This window comes from Micromonospora sp. NPDC049049 (genome assembly GCF_040649115.1).
In the GTDB taxonomy this organism is placed as follows: domain Bacteria; phylum Actinomycetota; class Actinomycetes; order Mycobacteriales; family Micromonosporaceae; genus Micromonospora.
Map to the genome: position 1 here is coordinate 132,916 of NZ_JBEZEX010000008.1, position 18,799 is coordinate 151,714.

An 18,799-nucleotide genomic window follows, 5' to 3' on the forward strand; every position below is an offset into this window, starting at 1 on the left:
CTGCCGTTCAGCCAGAAGGGAAGGCGGATCTCGGACAGTGCGATGCTGGCGGGCTCCTCTGATCCGCAGGATGCCAGGTAGCCCCCGGCCGCACCGGCGTCAGACAGCCGCCGTCGCCGGCTGCCGGACGATCGGAGATGCTCATGACCACCCCGATGGGCTCGCGCCGGCACCGCCCCAGCGACGACGTCCGGCGGCTGCACACCGCGCTGCTGCGGATGCCCGTCGACATCGCCACCGACGAACTGGTTGACGCCCGGTACGGGCCGACCACCCGTCGTGGGGTGGCTGAGTTCCAACGGGCGCACAAGCTCCCGGTGACCGGCACGGTGGACGGGGCGACCCGGGACGCGGTCCAGATGGTGCTGGCCGAGCCGCCGTCCCGGTTCGTTGTGGTGGGCCAGGTTCGCTGGGTCGACGGGCAGCCGGCGAACGCTCTGACGGTCGTCGCTTTCGACCGGGACCTGCGCGACGCCGAGCAGCTCGGCGAGGCGATCACCGGGGACGACGGGCTGTATCGCGTCGACTATTCACGCGATCAGTTCACCCGCTCGGAGAAGCAGTCCGCTGACCTGTTCGTCCGGGTGTCCGCTGGTGATCGGCTCCTGTCCGACCCGCCGCTGAGCGCGGTGCTGTTCAACGCTCCCGAGCTGGCCGCGCTCACTGTGGATCTGTCCGGTGGCGGGGACCGGGAACGCAGTGAGTACGAGCGGATCCTCGCCACGATTGTCCCGCTGCTCGGCCAGGTCCCGCTGTACGAGCTGAGGCAGGACGACGAGGTCGAGGACGTGACGTTCCTGGCCGCCGAGACCGGACTGCCCGCGACGGCGTTGGCGCACTTCGGTGTGGCGCAGAAACTGGCCGCGTCCTACAAGCTGCCGGCGGTGTTCGGTTACGCGCTGTTCGCCGAGCGGACGCTGTTGACCACGAGCCGCACCGGCGCCGCGCTCGCCCGGTTCGACGTCGATCTGAACACCGAGCTGCGGCCGCTGTACTACGACATCGCCCTGCTCGACGAGCACACCGTCCGGAACGCCGTCGCCGACGCCGTGCGCCATCGGTACGTTCCCGAGGATCTGCTCGGCGAGCTGGACCGGATCCTCGACATGCTGGCCCGGGTACGGCCGGAGGCCAAGGAGTACGTTGAGCAGGAACGGCCGAAGGTGTTGTACGGGCGGGTGGAACGGTTCCTCGCCGACGGCGCGCACGAGCGGGTCCAGAGTCTCCTCGCCGCCGACGCCGCCGGTGACCTGCCCGGCCTGATCGCCCGGCTGGCCGACGCGGCGGCGTTTCCCGACCGGTCGGCCGCCGAGGCGGCCGGCGCGGCGAGCGTGCTGGCCGACGTGCTGGGCTACGACGAGACGATCGTCGACCGGGTCCGCGACCGCGAGGGGATCGAGGGGGCGGCCGACGTACGCCGGCTGGCCCGGCTGGCCCCGGCGGACTGGCGGCGGGTGTTGCGGGACAGCACCACTGATGTCCGGGTCGCCGGTCAGCCCGTCCGGCCGGAGCTGATCGACCTGCACGCCGGCGCGCTGGCCCGCAAGCTGGAGAGGCGCTATCCCACCACGGCCTTCACCGCGCAGCTCGAGCGCGACGCGGGCGCCGGGGCCGACACCACAGCCAACGCCGCATCCGGCACCGAAGGCGAACGCCCCGACGGCAGTCCAGATCGGCCCGGCCCCGGTCAACGGGCCGACCCCGACGAGCAGCCCGGCAACGAGGAGCGGGCCAGCACCGCCGAGCGCGCCTTCGGTGGGCACCGGGACGCGGTGCTCGAACTGCTCACCGCGAATCCGGACTTCGACCTCGCGACCGGCAACGTGGAGCGGCTGCTGCGGGACCACCCCGAGCGGCTGCGGACCGGGCGGCCGGCGCTCAAGGCCGCGCAGCGGATCTTCAAGCTGGCGCCGACCTATCGGCAGACGACGGCGTTGCTGGCGGCCGAAGTGCCGTCGGCGGCTCGGATCCACGCCCTCGGCGAGACGCGGTTCGTGGCCACCGCCGTGGACACCGGCCGGTTCACCGACGAGCAGGCCCGGTCGGTGTATCGCCGGGCCGTGGACGTGCACGTGGCGAGCGGGTTGCTGGCCGGTGAGCTTCAAAGCGCGGCGCGGGCGCTGCCGGTCCGGGCACTGGGCGGCTCGGCGGCCCCGGACCTCACCCCTGTCAGCGCAGACTTTCCCAACCTGAGCAGCCTGTTCCAGCTCGCCGACTCCAGCTACTGCGAGCCGTGCCGCAGCGTGCACAGTGCGGCCGCGTACCTGGTGGACGTCCTTCAGTTCCTCGGCAACCGGCTGGTCACCGACGCCGACACGCCCGGTCCGGCCACCAAGGTCGCCCGGGATGTCCTGTACGGTCGCCGGCCGGACCTGGGTGACCTGGATCTGAGCTGCGAGAACACCGACCTTCCGCTGCCCTACCTGGATCTGGTGTGCGAGCTGCTGGAGGAGGCGGTGGCGCCGGACGCGGGCCTGGCGTTCGGGGGCCCGCTGAGCGGCGGCGTCGATCCGGTGGAGGCGCCGTCGGCCGGGCTGCTGAGCCTGTTGCAGGGCCAGGGATGGCCGTTCACCGACCGTTCCCTCGTTTACGAGCCGGACCTGGCTGGGGCTCGAGTGGTACGCGACATCGGCGTGGTGGCCAAGGCGACGCCGGACGGGGCCGGCGGGTGGGTCGTACGCCGATTGCGCCAGACCACTGGCACCGCGCTGGAGTTGGCGGCCGCGCCGCAGTACGTGAATGCCGCCGCCTACACCCTGCTGGCGGGCAGCCGGTACGCGTTCGCCCTACCGTTCGACCTGGCTCACGAGGAGACCCGCAGCTACTTCGCCCAGTTCGACATGGCTCGGGCCGACCTGATGCGGGCGCTGCGCCGGTCGGCGGGCCCGAGCGACGAGGCCATCGCGGCCGAGGAACTGGGAATCAGCGACGCGCAGCGGCAGTTGGTGGTCACCGCCGACCCGGCCGCTCAGGACGACATCTGGAACACCGCGCCGCTTGGCGCTCTGGGCGGTATCGCCCGGGTGGACAACTTCCTCGCTCGGGCGCGCCTGGACTATCGGGAGCTGACCGAGCTGCTGGCGTTGGCCTGGGTCAATCCCAGTAACGCCATGTTCGTCAAGCACCTGGACACCGGGTCCGACCTCAGCGCAAAGCGGATCCAGCAGCTCACCGACGCGCGCCTGGACCGGATCCACCGGTTCCTGCGCCTGCTGCGCGCGCCGGCCTGCACCGGTTGGACGCCGCCGTTGCTGGACCGGGCGATCCGGGCCGACGCGCTGGGCGGCGGCGCCCTGGACGACGGTCTCCTGGCCGCGGTGGCGGCGCTGCACCGGCTCACGGCGCGGCTCGGGCTGCCGTTGCCCGAGGTCGTCGACCTGTTCGCGCCGCTGGACGAGTCGCGGTACGCCGAGGTGTTCCGCAACACGGCGAACGGCCCGGTCCTCGAGGCGTTCGAGCCGGCCAACGTCCTCGCCAACGAGCAGGCGGAGCTGACCACACCCGGCTCGGGTGCTCCGCTGTCGACGCACGAGGCGTACCTGGCGACCTGCCTGGGGGCCACCACGGCGGACACCGCCCTGCTGGTGGCCGACCTTCCGGCCCCGGCGATCGTCAGCAACGTCGGCCTGCACGCGGTATACGCCGGGACGCTGCTGGCCCGGGCGCTCGGCCTCACCGCCACCGAGTACCTGATCATGAAGGATCTGATCGGGTCGGATCCGCTCACCGCGCCGGCCACCGCGCTGGCCTTCGTCGAGCGGTTCGACGCCGCCCGGGCCGGCACCGGCATCCGCCCGGCTGACCTGCGCTACCTGCTCCGACACGAAGCCGACGATCTGGCCGCGCGGGACCTGCCGGACGAGACGCTGACCGCGGTGCTCACCGGGTTGCAGACCGGCTACCAGAGCGGGTACGCGGCGACCCGACCCGCTGTCGACCCGACGGCGCCCCCCGAGGAGAACCTGCCGGGCATGCGTGCCCTGCTGGCCACCGTTCCCGGGATGACCGAGGCGGACCTGGCCGGCTTCGCCTCGATCGTGGACGGTGGTTGGACCGATGCGGTGACCACCCCGGCGCAGTTCGTCGACGCGAAGCTCGCCGCCCTGGTGGACACCACACCGATCACAGCAGCGATCGTGGCCAGCCCCACCGAGGCCCAGCAGACCACGCTGCTGTTGGCCATCACCACGGCCCTGTCCAGCTACGCGTACATCCGTACCAAGCAGGAGCTGGCGGTGGCGGCGGTGGCCGACACCTTCGGGTTCTCGGCGGACGCCGCCGCGACCGTGCTGGCCGGCGCGGAGCTGACCCGGCCGCTGCTCGCAGTGCTCACCGACGACGTGCTGGTGGACCTGGTGAACGAGGCGGCGGCGCCGCCGACGGTCACCCCGGCCGGGTTCGACGAGCAGTACCGGGCACTGCGCCTGCTGCACGTCCTGAGCCGACTCGTCGACCACCTGACGGTGCCCGACGCGGATCTCGGCTGGCTGCTGACGAACGCCGGGTCACTCGGCTGGCTGGCCCTGGACCGGGCGCCCTACCAGACCGGCCGGCCGCCGGCCCCGTTGGCCGAGTGGATCCGGTTGGCCGCCGGGGTCGAGCTGGCCCGCACCTACCCACCGGTGGCGAACCCGCTGGACGCGGCGACGCCGTGGACGGTGTACGGGTTGTTCGACCTGGTCCTGGCGGCCGGCACCACCTCCACGCAGGTCCACATCCAGCTGGCGCAGCTCGGTGGCTGGGACGCCACAGTGCTGGCCGACCTGGACACCCACCTCGAACTGTCGGCGATGGACCTCACCGCGTACCGGTCGCCGGCGACGATCCAGCGACTGGCCCGGGCGCTCACCCTGCTGCGCCGGCTGGGCCTACCGGTGGCGGCGGCGGTGCCGCTGGTCCAGCCGGTCACCACGGCGGCCGGGGCGGCCACCATGCGGCAGGCACTGAAGGCGCGCTACGCCGAGACCGAGTGGTTCGGGGTGCTCCAAGGGGTGCAGGACCGGCTGCGGGTGGCCAAACGGGACGCGCTGGTCGCGTACCTGTTGGCCGAGAACCCGGGGCTGCGCGACACCAATGACCTGTACGACCACTTCCTCATCGATGTCGAGATGGGCGCCTGCATGGCGACGTCGCGCATCGTGCAGGCGCACGCCACAGTTCAGTTGTTCGTGCAGCGCTGCCTGCTGGGCCTGGAGCCGGACAGCGTCGCGGCGGTCACCGAGGATCCGGGTTGGGACCAGTGGAACTGGATGGCCAACTACCGGGTGTGGGAGGCCAACCGGAAGATCTTCCTGTATCCGGAGAACTGGATCCTGCCGGAGTTGCGCGACGACAAGTCGGAGCTGTTCACCGAGCTGGACGACCAGTTGCAGCAGGACGAGCTGACCGACCTGGCGGTGGAGAACGCCACCATCGCGTACCTGGAGAAGCTGGATGACCTGGCGCACCTGGACGTGATGGCCTGCTACTACCAGCACGACAGGCATCTCATGCACGTGTTCGCCCGCACCCGGGGCGGCGACCCGACGGTGTACTACCACCGGCAGTTCGAGCGGGAGCGGTACTGGACGCCGTGGCGGCGGGTGCCGCTGGACATCGCGGGCGACCACCTGCTCGCCTTCGACCGCAACAGCCGGCTCACAGTGGCCTGGCCGGTCTTCACGCAGGAGACGGACACGTCGCAGACCTCCCAGATTCCGGACCCGGACGGCATCCCGCCGGGCGGCACGGAGACGGAGCGGCCGCGCCGGCGGTGGCGAATCCAGCTGGCCATCGGCGAGCGGACGCAGGACCGCTGGCAGCCGAAGAAGATCTCCAAGGACGCGCTGTACTACCCGGCCAGCGGCTACCGGGAGGACCTCCCCGAGGCGGACGAGTTCACCTGCTTCGCGTACGCGGCCGGAGCGGCCGGCCAGGCGATCAGCGTGCTCACCGGCACCGAGTTCGTCGGCTCGTTCGCGTTGACCGGCTGCCGAGGCTATCCGGAGCCGGTGCCGGGCGGCGGTTCCGGCAACCTGCTGCTGTCGCCGGTGTTCAAGGACACCGAGCTGCTGGCCGAACGGTTCACCGAACTGGTCTTTCGGGAGCAGAACGACCTGGCGATCAGCACTCCGCTGATGGGCGCGTTTCAGACGCTGGTGGCGCAGACGCCCGGCCGGTTCCGGGTGACGTACCCCATGCAGATGTCGTTGCTCGACTGGATCATCATGCTGCTGGGGCTGGCGCAGAGCGTCCGAGGCGTTCACGACCGCCGACCGGTGCTGCCACTGGGCACCCTGATGCCGTACTTCTACGGCGACTACGACCGTGGTTACGTGATCATCCCGGGCTTCTACGACCGGCGTGCCGAGGACCCGGCGGACCGGATCGAGAAGACGTACAGCGACGTGGACGAGTTCGCCCGCGACGTGTTGGCGCTGCTCACCGAGTACCTGCGCCGATACGCCGAGGACCCGGCGCACGACCTGGCGGCCGCCGTGCAGGCAATGACCGAGGACGCGGAGTACCACCGGCTGGTCGCCGAGTTCGAGGTCTACGGCACCCTGTCGTACGGGGTGCGGTTCGCGAACTTCTACCACCCGCTGCTGTGTGTCCTGCGGGCCATCGTCTACCGGTCGGGCGTGCCGGCGTTGCTGAGTCGGACCACCCAGCTCACCAACACGGGGTTCGACTTCGCCGCCACCTACCAGCCGGCGCCGGTGGTCGTGTCGCCGTACCCGGTGGAGGACCTGGACTTCGCCCTGGACGGCGCGTACGCGGGCTACAACTGGGAGCTGTTCTACCACCTTCCGTTCGACATCGCGCTGCGGCTCAACCGGGACCAGCGGTTCGCCGAGGCGCGCGACTGGTTCCACCACATCTTCAACCCGGTCGGCACCGCCGACGGCGCCGCCGCCCCGCAGAAGTACTGGGTCACGAAGCCGTTCTTCCAGACCGGAGTGCCCGAGCTGCTCAACCAGCGCATCGGCGACATTCTCACGGCGATCGCGGCCGACCCGTCGGGGGCCAGCATCACCGACCTGAAGTTCGCTGTGGAGCAGTGGCGGGCGAAGCCGTTCAACCCGCACGTGGTGGCCCGCAGCCGGCCGGTCGCCTACCAGCTCGCCGTGGTGGTCAGCTACATCAAGAACCTGGTCGACTGGGGTGACCAGTTGTTCCGGCAGTTCACCCGGGAATCCGTCACCCAGGCCACCCAGCTCTACATCCTGGCCGACAAACTGCTCGGGCCGAAGCCGAGCGTGGTGCCGCCGCTGGTCAGCCCGGCGCCGGCCACCGTCAACCAGCTCCAGGCCACTGTGGACCTGTTCGGCAACGCGCTGCTGGACCTGGAGAACCTGATCCCCGACCTGGACCTGCTGCCGCACGGCGGGGCGGAACTGCCCAGCCCGCTGAGCTACTCGGCGCTGTACTTCTGCGTCCCGCCCAACGAGGAGATGCTGCGGCTGTGGGACCTGATCGCCGATCGACTTTTCAAGATCCGCAACTGCCAGAACATCGACGGGGTGGAGAGCATGCTCGCCCTGTTCTCACCGCCGATCGACCCGGGGGCACTGGTCCGGGCCGCCGCCGCCGGCGTGTCCGTCTCGTCGTTCCTGGCCGGGCTCGGCGCACCACTGCCGAACTACCGGTTCCGGGTGCTGGCCCAGAAGGCCACCGAACTCGTCGGGTACGTCGGTGAGCTGGGCGGCGGGCTGCTCGCGGCCATGGAGAAGCGGGACGCCGAGCAACTCGCCCGGCTGCGCGCCGGCCAGGAGATCGCCCTGCTCGACGCGGTACGGGCGGTCAAGCTCGCCACCATCGCGGAGGCCGAGGGCAACGTCGCGGCGCTGGAACTGAGTCGCAAGGTGGTGGAGGAGCGGCAACGCTACTACGCCGGCCGGCCGTACATGAACGCCTGGGAGATCACCGCCACCACGTTGTCCGGGGCGTCGCTGCTCGGCGAGACCGCGATCATGGTGGGCTACATCCTGTCCGGCGGGCTGAAGCTGATTCCCAACTTCACCGCCGGCGGCGCCGGCTTCGGTGGCTCACCCACTGTGACCCTCACCCTCGGCGGGGACAAGGCCGGTGCCGCCGCCGACTCGGCGGTGATGACCCTGGAGGCGATCGCCCGGGCCCTGGACAAGGCCGCCGGGATGGCCGCCAACCAGGGCGGCTACCGCCGCCGGATGGACGACTGGGAACACCAGGCGGCGCTGGCCGGTCTCGAACTGACCCAGCTCGACCAGCAGCTCCTCACCGGGCGTCTGCACGTGGCCATGCTCACCGACGAGCTGGCGGCGCACGACCGGGAAGCCGACAACGCCCGGGCCACCGAGGAGTACCTGCGCGGCAAGTACACAAACACCGAGCTGTACCAGTGGATGGTGAGCCGGGCCAGCTCGGTCTACTTCGGGGCGTACCAGCTCGCCTTCGACGTGGCGAAGAAGGCCGAGCGGTGCTTCGCCCACGAGTTGGGCAGCGAGGCCACGTTCCTCCAACCCGGCTACTGGGACAGCCTGCGCAAGGGGCTGACCGTGGCGGACGCGCTGCGCCACGACCTGAAGCGGATGGAGGTGGCCTACCTCGACCGGCACAGCCGCGAGCGCGAGCTGACCCGGCACGTCTCGCTGGCACAGCTCGACCCGGCGGCGTTGATCGAGCTGCGGGCCACCGGCAGTTGCGTGGTCAACGTGCCGGAGGCGCTGTTCGACCTGGACCACCCCGGGCACTACTTCCGCCGGCTCCGCACTGTCAGTCTGTCCATCCCGTGCGTGGCCGGCCCGTACACCCCGGTCACCGCGAAGCTCTCCCTGATCGGCAACCGGTACCGGACCGCCACCGCGGCCCGGCAGGCCGCCACCAGCGCCAAGGACAAGTACACCGAGGTTCCCGGCGACGAGCGGTTCGCGTACAACGTGGGCGGGATCGAGTCGATCGCGACCAGCAGCGGCCTCAGCGACAGCGGCATGTTCGAGCTGAACTTCGCCGACGACCGCTACCTGCCGTTCGAGGGCAAGGGCGCGATCGGCACCTGGCGGCTGGAACTGCCGACGGCAGTCCGCCAGTTCGACTACGACAGCATCAGCGACATCATCCTGCACCTGCGGTACACGGCCCGTGACGGCGGCTTGACGCTGCGCGGCCTGGTCGAGGACTCCCTGCGGGAGGTGCTCAACGAGATGCTTGTCGACGCCGGACGGACGGGGCTGTACCAGGCATACAGCCTGCGCCATCACTTCCCGGACGAGTGGTGGCAGCTCACCCAGCAGCAGAGCACCGAGCTGACCATCGGGCCGGAGCACCTGCCGTACCTCGCCCGAGACCACCAGCCGGTGGTGGACCAGGTGACCTGGTACGCCCGGGTGGACGGTGACCCCGGGACGTACGACCTCACGGTGGCCGGTGACCCGGTGACGTTGAACCGGGACGCCGACCTGCACCAGTGCGTGGGTCAGTCCGATCCGCTGGTTCTCGGCACCCCGGTCACGCTGGCGGCCGACCCGGACGGCCTGACCGACCTGGTCGTCCTGCTGCACTACCGGCTCGACGGCTGAGGGGGAGCGGTGACGACCAGCTACCCGGTCGGCGGCGGATCGTGGGGGCCGGGGCCCGGCTCCCGGTGGCGCGGTTCCGCCGACCCGACCGGCGCCGGCGCTCCCGGCGGACCGGGTGGGGCATTCGGACCGGGCGGGCCGCCGACCGACGCGACCGGCGCCGGGTCGCCGCCGGCCGGTCGGGGCGCGACCGGGCCGGGACGCGGCGGACCGGCGATCAGCCTGCCCACCGGCGGCGGCGCGATCCGGGCCATCGGCGAGACGTTCGCCGCCCACCCGGTCACCGGGACCGGCGGCATGTCCGTTCCCATCCCGGTCAGCGGCGGCCGGTCCGGGTTCCAACCCGACCTGACCCTCAGCTACGACTCGGGCACCGGGAACGGCCCGTTCGGCATCGGCTGGCAGGTGCCCGTGCCGGCCATCACCCGGCGCACCGACCGCGGCCTGCCCCGCTACGACGACACCGACACCTTCCTGCTGTCCGGGGAGGACGACCTGGTCCCGGTGCCCGGCGGCACACCGGTCGCCGGGCACACGGTGCAGCGGTTCCGGCCACGGACCGAGGGGGCGTTCGCCCGCATCGAGCGGTGGACCCGGGACTCCGACGGCGACGTGCACTGGCGCACCCTGTCCGGGTCGAACCTGCTGGCCGTGTACGGCCGCGACGGCGGCTCCCGCGTCGGGCTGGGCGGGCGGGTGCACACCTGGCTGCTCTGCGAGACCCGCGACGATCGGGGCAACGCGGTCACCTACACCTACAAGGCCGAGGACACCGCCGGCCTTGACCTGGACCGGCCGCACGAACGGCACCGCACCGACCGGAACGTCAACCGCTACCTCAAGTCGGTGCGGTACGGCAACACGGTGCCGCTGCTCGACTCCGACGGCCGGCGCCCGGTGGACCTGACGCCGACCCAGATCGCCGACGCCGGCTGGCTGTTCGAGGTCGTGCTCGACTACGGCGAGCACCACCCGGACACCCCGCTACCTGCTGACACCGGGGACTGGACCTGCCGGCCGGACCCGTTCTCCACCTACCGCGCGGGGTTCGAGGTCCGCACCTACCGGCTGTGCCGCCGGATCCTGATGTTCCACCACTTCCCCGACGAGCCAGAGGTGGGCGCGGACTGCCTGGTCCGCGCGGTGGAGCTGGAGTACGCCACCGGGCCGGTGCTGTCCACCCTGGTCGAGGTGACCCAGCGCGGCTACGCCCCGGCCGCCGGCGGCGGGCGCACCAGCGCCGCACTGCCCCCGGTGACCTTCGAATACACACCGGCCACCATCGCAACGACCACCCGGGAACTGGAGCGCGGCAGCCTGGAGAACCTGCCGGCCGGCGTGGACGGACGGACCGAGCTGTGGGTGGACCTGGACGGGGACGGACTCGCCGGGGTGCTGACCGGGCACGACGGTGCCCTCTACTACCGGCCGAACCTCGGCGCCGGCCGGATCGGCCCGGTCGCCGCGCTGCCCACCGTGCCGTCGCTGACCAACCTGGCCGGCGGACGCCAGCAACTGGTCGACGTGAACGGTGACGGACGGATCGAGCTGGTCCAGCTCGGCACCGTACCGGCGGGTTTCGTCCGCCGTAGCGACGACGCCGGCTGGTCCGGCTTCCAGCCGTTCCGCGAGCTGCCCGCCGTCGACTGGGCCAGCCCCGACCTGCTGCTGCTGGACCTCACCGGGGACGGCCGTGCCGACCTGCTGATCGCCGGTGACACAGTGCTGGCCTGGCACGAGTCGCTGGCCGAGGCGGGATACGGCCCGGCGCGACCCGCGATCTGGCCCGCCGACGAGGACCGTGGGCCGCGGCTGCTGCGCTCCGATGATCGGCAGAGCATCTTCCTCGCCGACATGTCCGGCGACGGGCTCACCGACCTGGTCCGGGTCCGCGACGGTTCCGTCTGCTACTGGCCCAACGTCGGCTACGGACGATTCGGCGCCGCTGTCGAGATGGACGACGCGCCGTGGTTCACCGGGCTGGACGAGTTCGATCCGGCCCGGGTGCTCCTCACCGACGTGGACGGCACCGGCGTGATGGACCTGTGCTACCTGGGCCGGCGCGAGATCCGGCTCTGGTACAACCAGTCCGGCAACGGCTGGTCGGCCCCCGTCGAGCTGCCCGACCTGCCGCATGTCACGCCCGATTCGACGGTGACAGTGACCGACCTGCTGGGCACGGGCACCGGCTGCCTGGTGTGGTCGTCGCCGCTGCCCGGCGACGCCGCCGGCCCGGTGCGCTACCTGAATCTGGCCGCCGACGGCAAGCCGCACCTGCTCACCCGGGTGGTGAACAACCTGGGCGGCGAGACCACCATCCGGTACGCCACTTCCACCGCCTTCCAGCTGGCCGACCGGCGAGCCGGCCAGCCGTGGGTGACCGTGCTGCCGTTCCCGGTGCAGGTCGTCGAGCGGGTCGAACAGGTGGACCGGATCACCGGGACCCGGCTGGTCACCGGCTACCGCTACCACCACGGGCACTACGACGGCGTCGAGCGGGAGTTCGCCGGCTTCGGCATGGTCGAGCAGATCGACGGCGAGTCGTTCGTGGACCACGTGTTGGGCGTCGAGGCGGTCGACGGGAACCAGGACACCTCGCCCGAGCTGTACCAGCCACCGGTCACCACGAAGACCTGGTACCACACCGGCGCCCCGGTCGACCTGTCCGCCGAGTGGTACGCCGGCCGGCACCTGCCCAGCGAGGAGTTGCCGGCCGGAGTCTCCGCCGCGGAGCTGCGGGAGAGCCGGCGGGCGTTGCGCGGCCTGCCGCTTCGGCAGGAGGTGTACTCGTACGACGGCAGTGCCGCGCAGGAGCACCCGTACGGGGTGGTCGAGCAGACGTACCAGGTGCAGCGGCTGGACGCGCGGGTGTTCGTCGCCGTCGAGCGGGAGGCGGTCAGCCTCTCCTATGACCGGCAGCCGGACGAGCCCCGGATCAGCCACCGGCTCAACCTGGTCCTCGGCCCGTACGGCACCGTCGTCCAGGCTGCGGCGGTGGTCTACGGCCGCACCACGCCCGACCCGGAGCTGCCCGCCGAGGTGACCGCCGAACAGCGACGCCGTCACGTCACGTACGGCGAGCAGTGGTACACCCCGGACATCGACGAGACGCTGCCGGTGCCGGCGTACCGGATCCGCGCCGCGTACGAGGCGGTCGGGCACGAACTGACCGGGTTGGCCCCGGCCGGTCCGCTGTTCACCCGCGCCGAACTGCTCGTCGGGTTCGCCGCGGCCACCCCGATCGGGTACGAGGTGGTGGCCGACGAGGTCGGCGCGCAGCGGCGGTTGCTGTCCCGGTCACAGGTGCGGTTCCGGGACAACGCGCTGACGCCGCTGCCGGCCGGTCAGTGGGACAGCCTGGGGCTGGGGCACCAGACGTACCAACTTGCCTTCACCCCGGCCGCGCTGGCCGCCGGCTACGGCACGGCGGTGACCGACGCGGACCTGGCCGCCGCCGGCTACGTGCACCTCGACGGCGGCCCGGACTGGTGGATCCCGTCCGGCGAGCTGCGCTATCCAGACGATCCGGCCGCGCACTTCTACCTGTCCAACGGGGCCCGGGACGCGCTGGGCATGGCGACGGCGGTCACCTTCGACGGCTACCACCTGCTCACCGAGCGGGTGACCATCGACCAGGCGGCCTGGTCGGTCACCACAGCTGTCAACGACTACCGGGTGCTCGGTCCGAGCCTCGTCACCGACCCGAACGGGCAGCGGCGCGCGGTGCGCTACGACGAGTTGGGCCGGGTGGTGGCCTCGGCGCTGCTCGGCCGGCCCGGCGCCGGGGACGGCGACACGCTCGACGATCCCACGTTGACGTTCACGTACGACCCGTTCAACTGGATGGTCAACGGCCAGCCCGCGTACAGCCGGGGCCGGCACCGGGAACGGCACGGCCCGACCAACCCGCGCTGGTTGGAGAGCTACGAGTACAGCACCGGCACCGGTGGTGTGGCGATCACCAAGTCGCGGGTGCATCCGGGCAGGGCCCTGGAGGTGGGTGAGGACGGGGTGGCCGTCGAGGTGGACGCCGACCCGCGCTGGGTCGGCACCGGCCGCACTGTGGTCAACAACAAGGGCAACCCGGTGAAGCGGTACCAGCCCTACTTCAGCACCACCCACGAGTACGAGGACGCGGCGGCGCTGCGCGAGATCGGCGCCACAGCGATTCGCTACTACGACCCGCTGGGCCGGGCAGTGCTGACCCGGTATCCGGACGGCACCCTCAGCCGGGTCGAGTCCACGGCCTGGTCGCACCGGTTGTTCGACGCCAACGACACGGTGCTCGACAGCCAGTGGTACGCCGAGCGGGGCAGCCCCGCCGTGTCCGATCCGGAACCGGCCGACCCGGCCACCCGCGCCGCGTGGCTCGCCGCCAAGCACGCCGACACGCCCTCCGTGATCCACTTCGACAGCCTCGGTCGGGCCGTCTACACGGTGGCCGACCGGGGCGCCGGCCAGCGGTTCGGCGTACGCACCAGGGGAGACCTCACCGGCCGGTCCTCGGACGGGTACGACGCGCTGGGCCGGCACATCGCCAACGCGGCCACCGCCATGCACGGCGCGGGAGTGCGGTCGTGGAGCGCGGAGAAGGGCGAGCGGTGGGTGTTCCAGGATGTGCTCGGCGGGGTGCGCCGGATCTGGGACGAACACGGCCGGACCTTCCGCACGACGTACGACGCCCTGCACCGGCCCGTCGGCGTGTACGTCCGCGAGTCCGCCGGCGCGGAGCGCTGTGTGCAGTACGTGGTCTTCGGCGACCGGCATCCGGACGCGGCGACGCTGGGCCTGCACGGCGTGCCGTACCTGGTGTTCGACCCGGCGGGCCAGGTGCGGGTGCCCGAGGTGGACTTCAAGGGCAACCCGCGCCGCGCCGAACGGAGACTCGCCACCGATCACGTCGACGGCCCGGACTGGTCGCCGGTGGCAGCCGCGCCCGACCACGCAGCGCTGCTGGCCGCCGCGGCGCCACTGCTGGAGAGCGAAGTCTTCGGCACCTCCGCCGAGTACGACGCGGTGAACCGCCCGACAGTGGTCACCCTGCCCGACGCCACCGAGCTGCGACCGACCTACCTCGAGGGCGGCATGCTGGGCCGGCTCACCGCGCGACTGCGCGGCCAGGGCGCGGAGGTGGAGTTCCTGTCCGAGCAGGACTACGACGCGCTGGGTCGGCGGCGGTTCGCCCGGCACGGCAACGGGCTGGTCACCGAGTACTTCTACGACCCGATGACGTTCCGGTTGGAACGTCTGCTCACCGCCGGGGTGCGCGACCTGCACTACACGTACGACCCGGTGGGCAACCTGACCCGGGTGGCCGAGCCGGGCGCGCCCACCTTCTTCGGCAATGCGGCGGTGCCGGCCGCCAGCGACTACGCGTACGACCCGCTCTACCAGCTGGTCCGTGCGAGCGGGCGGGAGTTCGCCGGGGCGCCCAACGACGCGATCCGCGACCACACCGATGTGCCACCGGCCGGAAGCCTCACCGATCCCGGCGCGGTACGTGCCTACACCGAGGAGTACGAGTACGACCCGCTGGGCAACCTCACAGTGCTCCGGCACCGGTTCCGGACGCAGGCCGGTGTAGGTGCCGGCTGGACCCGGCATCACCGGTACGCGTACCAGGACGACCCGGCCGACGCCACGAACCGGCTGGCCTCCACGAGCCTCCCCGGCGACGCCGACGGTGGCCCCTACTCGGCCCTGTACGCGCACGACGCCGTCGGCAACCTGACCGTCATGCCGCACCTGCCGGCCCTGGAGTGGAACGTCCACGACCAGCTCCGCCGGGTCGAGCTTGGCGGCGGTGGCGAGGCCCGGTTCGTCTACGCCGCGAGCGGGCAGCGGCTGCGCAAGGTCGTGGACCGGCCGGGCAGCGTCCAACTCGAATGGATCTTCCTGGGTGCGGTCACCGTGTTCCGCCGACGCAACCGGGTCACCGGCACCCTCCAGCACGAACGGTGGACCACCACGATCGCCGACGACGCCGGCCCGGTCGCCCAGGTGGAGGTCAAGACGGTCGACGTCGGCGGCTTCGACCCGGCCAACCCGCTCGGCGTTCCGCTGATCCGTTACCAGCTCACCAACCACCTCGGCTCGGCCGTGCTGGAGACCGACGCGGCCGGAGTGCTCATCTCCTACGAGGAGTACCACCCGTACGGCACTACCGCCTACCGGTACGGCCGGCCGGGCGCCGACCTCAGCCTGAAGCGGTACCGCTTCGGCGGGCACGAGGTGGACGACGAAACCGGCTTCTGCTACGCCGGGGCCCGGTACTACGTGCCGTGGCTGGGACGGTGGGCGAGCAGCGACCCGGGCGGCTTCGCCGACGGGGGCAACCTGTTCCGGTACTGCCGCAACAACCCGGTGGGAATGGTCGACCCGGCCGGGTTCAATCCCACCACGGTCAAGGGGCCGGAAACCCACGACATCTCCATAACGGAGTCCCACTTCACCGGGTCCGAGAACCCCACAGTGGAGGACTTCCGCCGCTACCTCACCAGCCACGGCGCGACCCTCGACCCACGGATCAACAACAAGAACTCGGTCATCTACTACCAGGCCAACGTCACCCTCAACCTGGAGGGGGGCAACTGGTCCGAGCACCCGGGCGGCACCTGGGTGCTGCACGCCGTACTGCCGCCCCCGGCACCACCGAAGCCGAAGCCGGCGCCGCCTCCGCCACCACCGGAGCCGCCACCGGCCGAGCCGCCGCCACCCACGCCGGCCCCGCCACCCGAACCGCCGCCGGCCGCGCCGCCGGCCGACTCCGGCGGCGGCAAGGCTCCGGCCGCACCCGGCGCCGTCGGCGGGGCCGCCGCGCACACCGCGCCCGCCGCCGAGAAGTTCATCTGGAACTTCAAGTTCAAGGGCGGCCGGGGGACGTTCCGCGGCAACATCCTCGAATGGCTGTACGGCATGCCGTGGCGCGACAACACGGCGGACTTCGACCTGGAGACCAGCACCACGGTCAAGCAGATCAAGTCGACCGACCGGTACCGCAAGGCCGGTGACATCGCCCGGGAGGCGACCCGGGACGCGGATGCCGCGATCCAGGCCAACCCGAGCGGCACCATGGCCGGCAAGCGATCTCAGGCCGTCATCATCACCGAGACCGACGCGCCGGCCAGCGCCGGAAACGCGATCCGCACTGCCACCAACCCGGGACGCGGTCGGGATATCCCGGCCAGTGCCACGGCGCCCGAGCACGTGCGCGGGCTGCCGGGCCGGACCGGCATGCTCGGCAAGGGGCTCAGTGTCCTCGGCTTCGGCCTGTCGGCGTTCGCCCTGTGGGGCGACTACCAGCACGGCGACTGGGAGATGGGCGTCGGTGACGCGCTCGGCGCGGTCGGCGGTGGCCTGGAGCTGTACGCCATCGCCGTGCCCGGTGCCACTGTCGCCACCGTCAGCGCGATGACCGCCGGACTGGTGATCGGTGGCATCGGTCTGGCAGCCGTCTCGTACGTCAGCATGAACCGGGCCGCCGAGGCCGGCGACACGTCGGGGGTGGTGGCCGGTGGCGTCGGCATCGGGGCGGGTCTGGCCATCGCCGCGGGTGCCATCGGCATCGCGGCCGGCAGCGTGGTGATCGCTCCGGTCGTGCTCGTCGTCGGCATCGTCGCCGCCATCGGCGTGGGAATCTTCCACGCGGGCCGTTACTTCGACTGGTGGTGACCTCAGCGTCGACAGTAGGTTTGCCACACCCTTCGGCCCGGCTGACCGTCCGCGCCGTTGCCGTCCTGCCGCGGCCACGTCGGCGATACTGTGGGCGTGGAGTACGTGTCCAGAGTGCCGCGACCGCCGCTGGACGGGCTGATCGACGACCTCTACTACCTGGAGGGTGCGCCGCCGTACGCCCGGCTGACGCTGCCGGCAAGTCCGGCGGCTTTCCTCGTCGTCAACCTCGGGGCACCGTTCCGCATCCGCGCCGGCGCCGACGTCCAGACGGCCGAGTACGCCGACGGCTGCGTGGTCACCACGCCCACCCGTGCGTTCGAGTTCGGCTACCCACTCCGGACCCGGTCCGTCGGCGTGCACTTCAAGCCGTGGGGGCTGGCACCGTTCCTGCCGATGCCCGCGGTGGAGCTGTGTGACCGGCCGGCGACGGTGGAGCAGGTGTGGGGCCGGCCCGCCATCGCCGAGCTGCGAGACCGGCTGGCCTCGGCCGAGGGACCCCACCAGATGCTGACGCTGCTTGAGGACGAGCTGATGCGACGGCTGGGCGACGCGGCCGGCCTGGGGCTGGTCCGCCATACGAGCCGCATCATCGCCGCGACCAGTGGGGCGGTGGCGATCGACGACCTGAGGGTTTCCGCCGGTGTCAGCAGCACTCACCTCGCACAGCGGTTCAAGGAGTTCGTCGGCGTCACACCGAAACGGTTTGCCCGCACCTACCGCTTCGCCGCCACCGTGCTCTCGATCAACCCCGCCGAACCGATCGACTGGGCCGACCTCGCCGGTGGCGCCGGCTACTTCGACCAGGCCCACTTCGGCCACGAGTTCAGGGCCTTCACCGGGCTCACGCCCACCCGGTACGTCGAGGTCCGGCGGCGGTTCCTGCGCGAACATCCTGGTCACGTGCTGGACGGCTGGCCGCTGCCGAGCGATTGATTCCTTACAAGAGCGGCAGTCCACGGGGCTCTAACCTGAGGCCATCCCCAAGCAGAGGAGCGCGCCGATGGGCGACGTGGTCATGTACAGCTCGGTGTCGGTGGACGGCTTCATCGCGGACGAGAACGACCAGCCCGGACCGCTGTTCGACTGGTTGACCAGCGGTGACGTCCCGTTGGACGAGAGCGGCGCCTTGAAGGTGTCACAGATGTCCTACGACTATGTCCGGCCGTACTGGGACCGTATCGGGGTGACGATCGCGGGCCGCCACGTCTTCGACATGACCGACGGCTGGGACGGGAAGCCGCCGAGCGGAATCGACCATGTGGTCGTCGTGACGCACCGGCCGAAGCCCGAGGGCTGGGATCCCCAAGCGCCGTTCCACTTCGTCGACGGCGTAACGGCAGCTGTGGCCAAGGCGCAGGAGCTCGCGGGTGACCGCGTCGTCGAGGTCGCCGCTGGCGACGTCGGCGGCCAGGTGCTTGCCGCGGGCCTGGTCGACGAGGTGCGCATGGACGTCGTACCCGTGGTGTTCGGGTCCGGAAAGCGCTACTTCGGGTCGGTCCACGCGCAGCACCTGTTGGGGGATCCTGACGTGGTGATTCAGGGCAACCGGGTGCTTCACCTGCGCTATCGGGTGCGCCGTTGACCGATCT

4 protein-coding genes are annotated in these 18,799 nt (G+C 71.4%); all 4 read left to right on the plus strand.

Annotated elements, in window-relative coordinates; genetic code table 11:
* The first annotated feature begins 143 nt into the window (after positions 1-143).
* The 4 genes from AB0B68_RS11420 (at position 144) to AB0B68_RS11435 (ending at position 18,792) form a co-directional block, all read left to right on the plus strand.
* On the plus strand, positions 144-9,536 hold the full coding sequence (locus AB0B68_RS11420) for a neuraminidase-like domain-containing protein (RefSeq protein WP_357259479.1): 9,393 nt from the start codon (positions 144-146) through the stop codon (positions 9,534-9,536).
* A gap of 9 nt (positions 9,537-9,545) precedes the next feature.
* Positions 9,546-17,207 (plus strand): SpvB/TcaC N-terminal domain-containing protein, encoded by a 7,662-nt coding sequence (locus AB0B68_RS11425; protein WP_357259481.1) that lies wholly within the window; start codon positions 9,546-9,548, stop codon positions 17,205-17,207.
* A gap of 96 nt (positions 17,208-17,303) precedes the next feature.
* Positions 17,304-18,143, plus strand: coding sequence for a helix-turn-helix domain-containing protein (locus AB0B68_RS11430; protein ID WP_357203029.1), 840 nt, complete (start codon positions 17,304-17,306; stop codon positions 18,141-18,143).
* Between the two features lie 67 nt (positions 18,144-18,210).
* Positions 18,211-18,792, plus strand: a complete 582-nt coding sequence (locus AB0B68_RS11435) for a dihydrofolate reductase family protein (protein WP_357203032.1) — start codon at positions 18,211-18,213, stop codon at positions 18,790-18,792.
* The last annotated feature ends 7 nt before the right edge of the window (positions 18,793-18,799 follow it).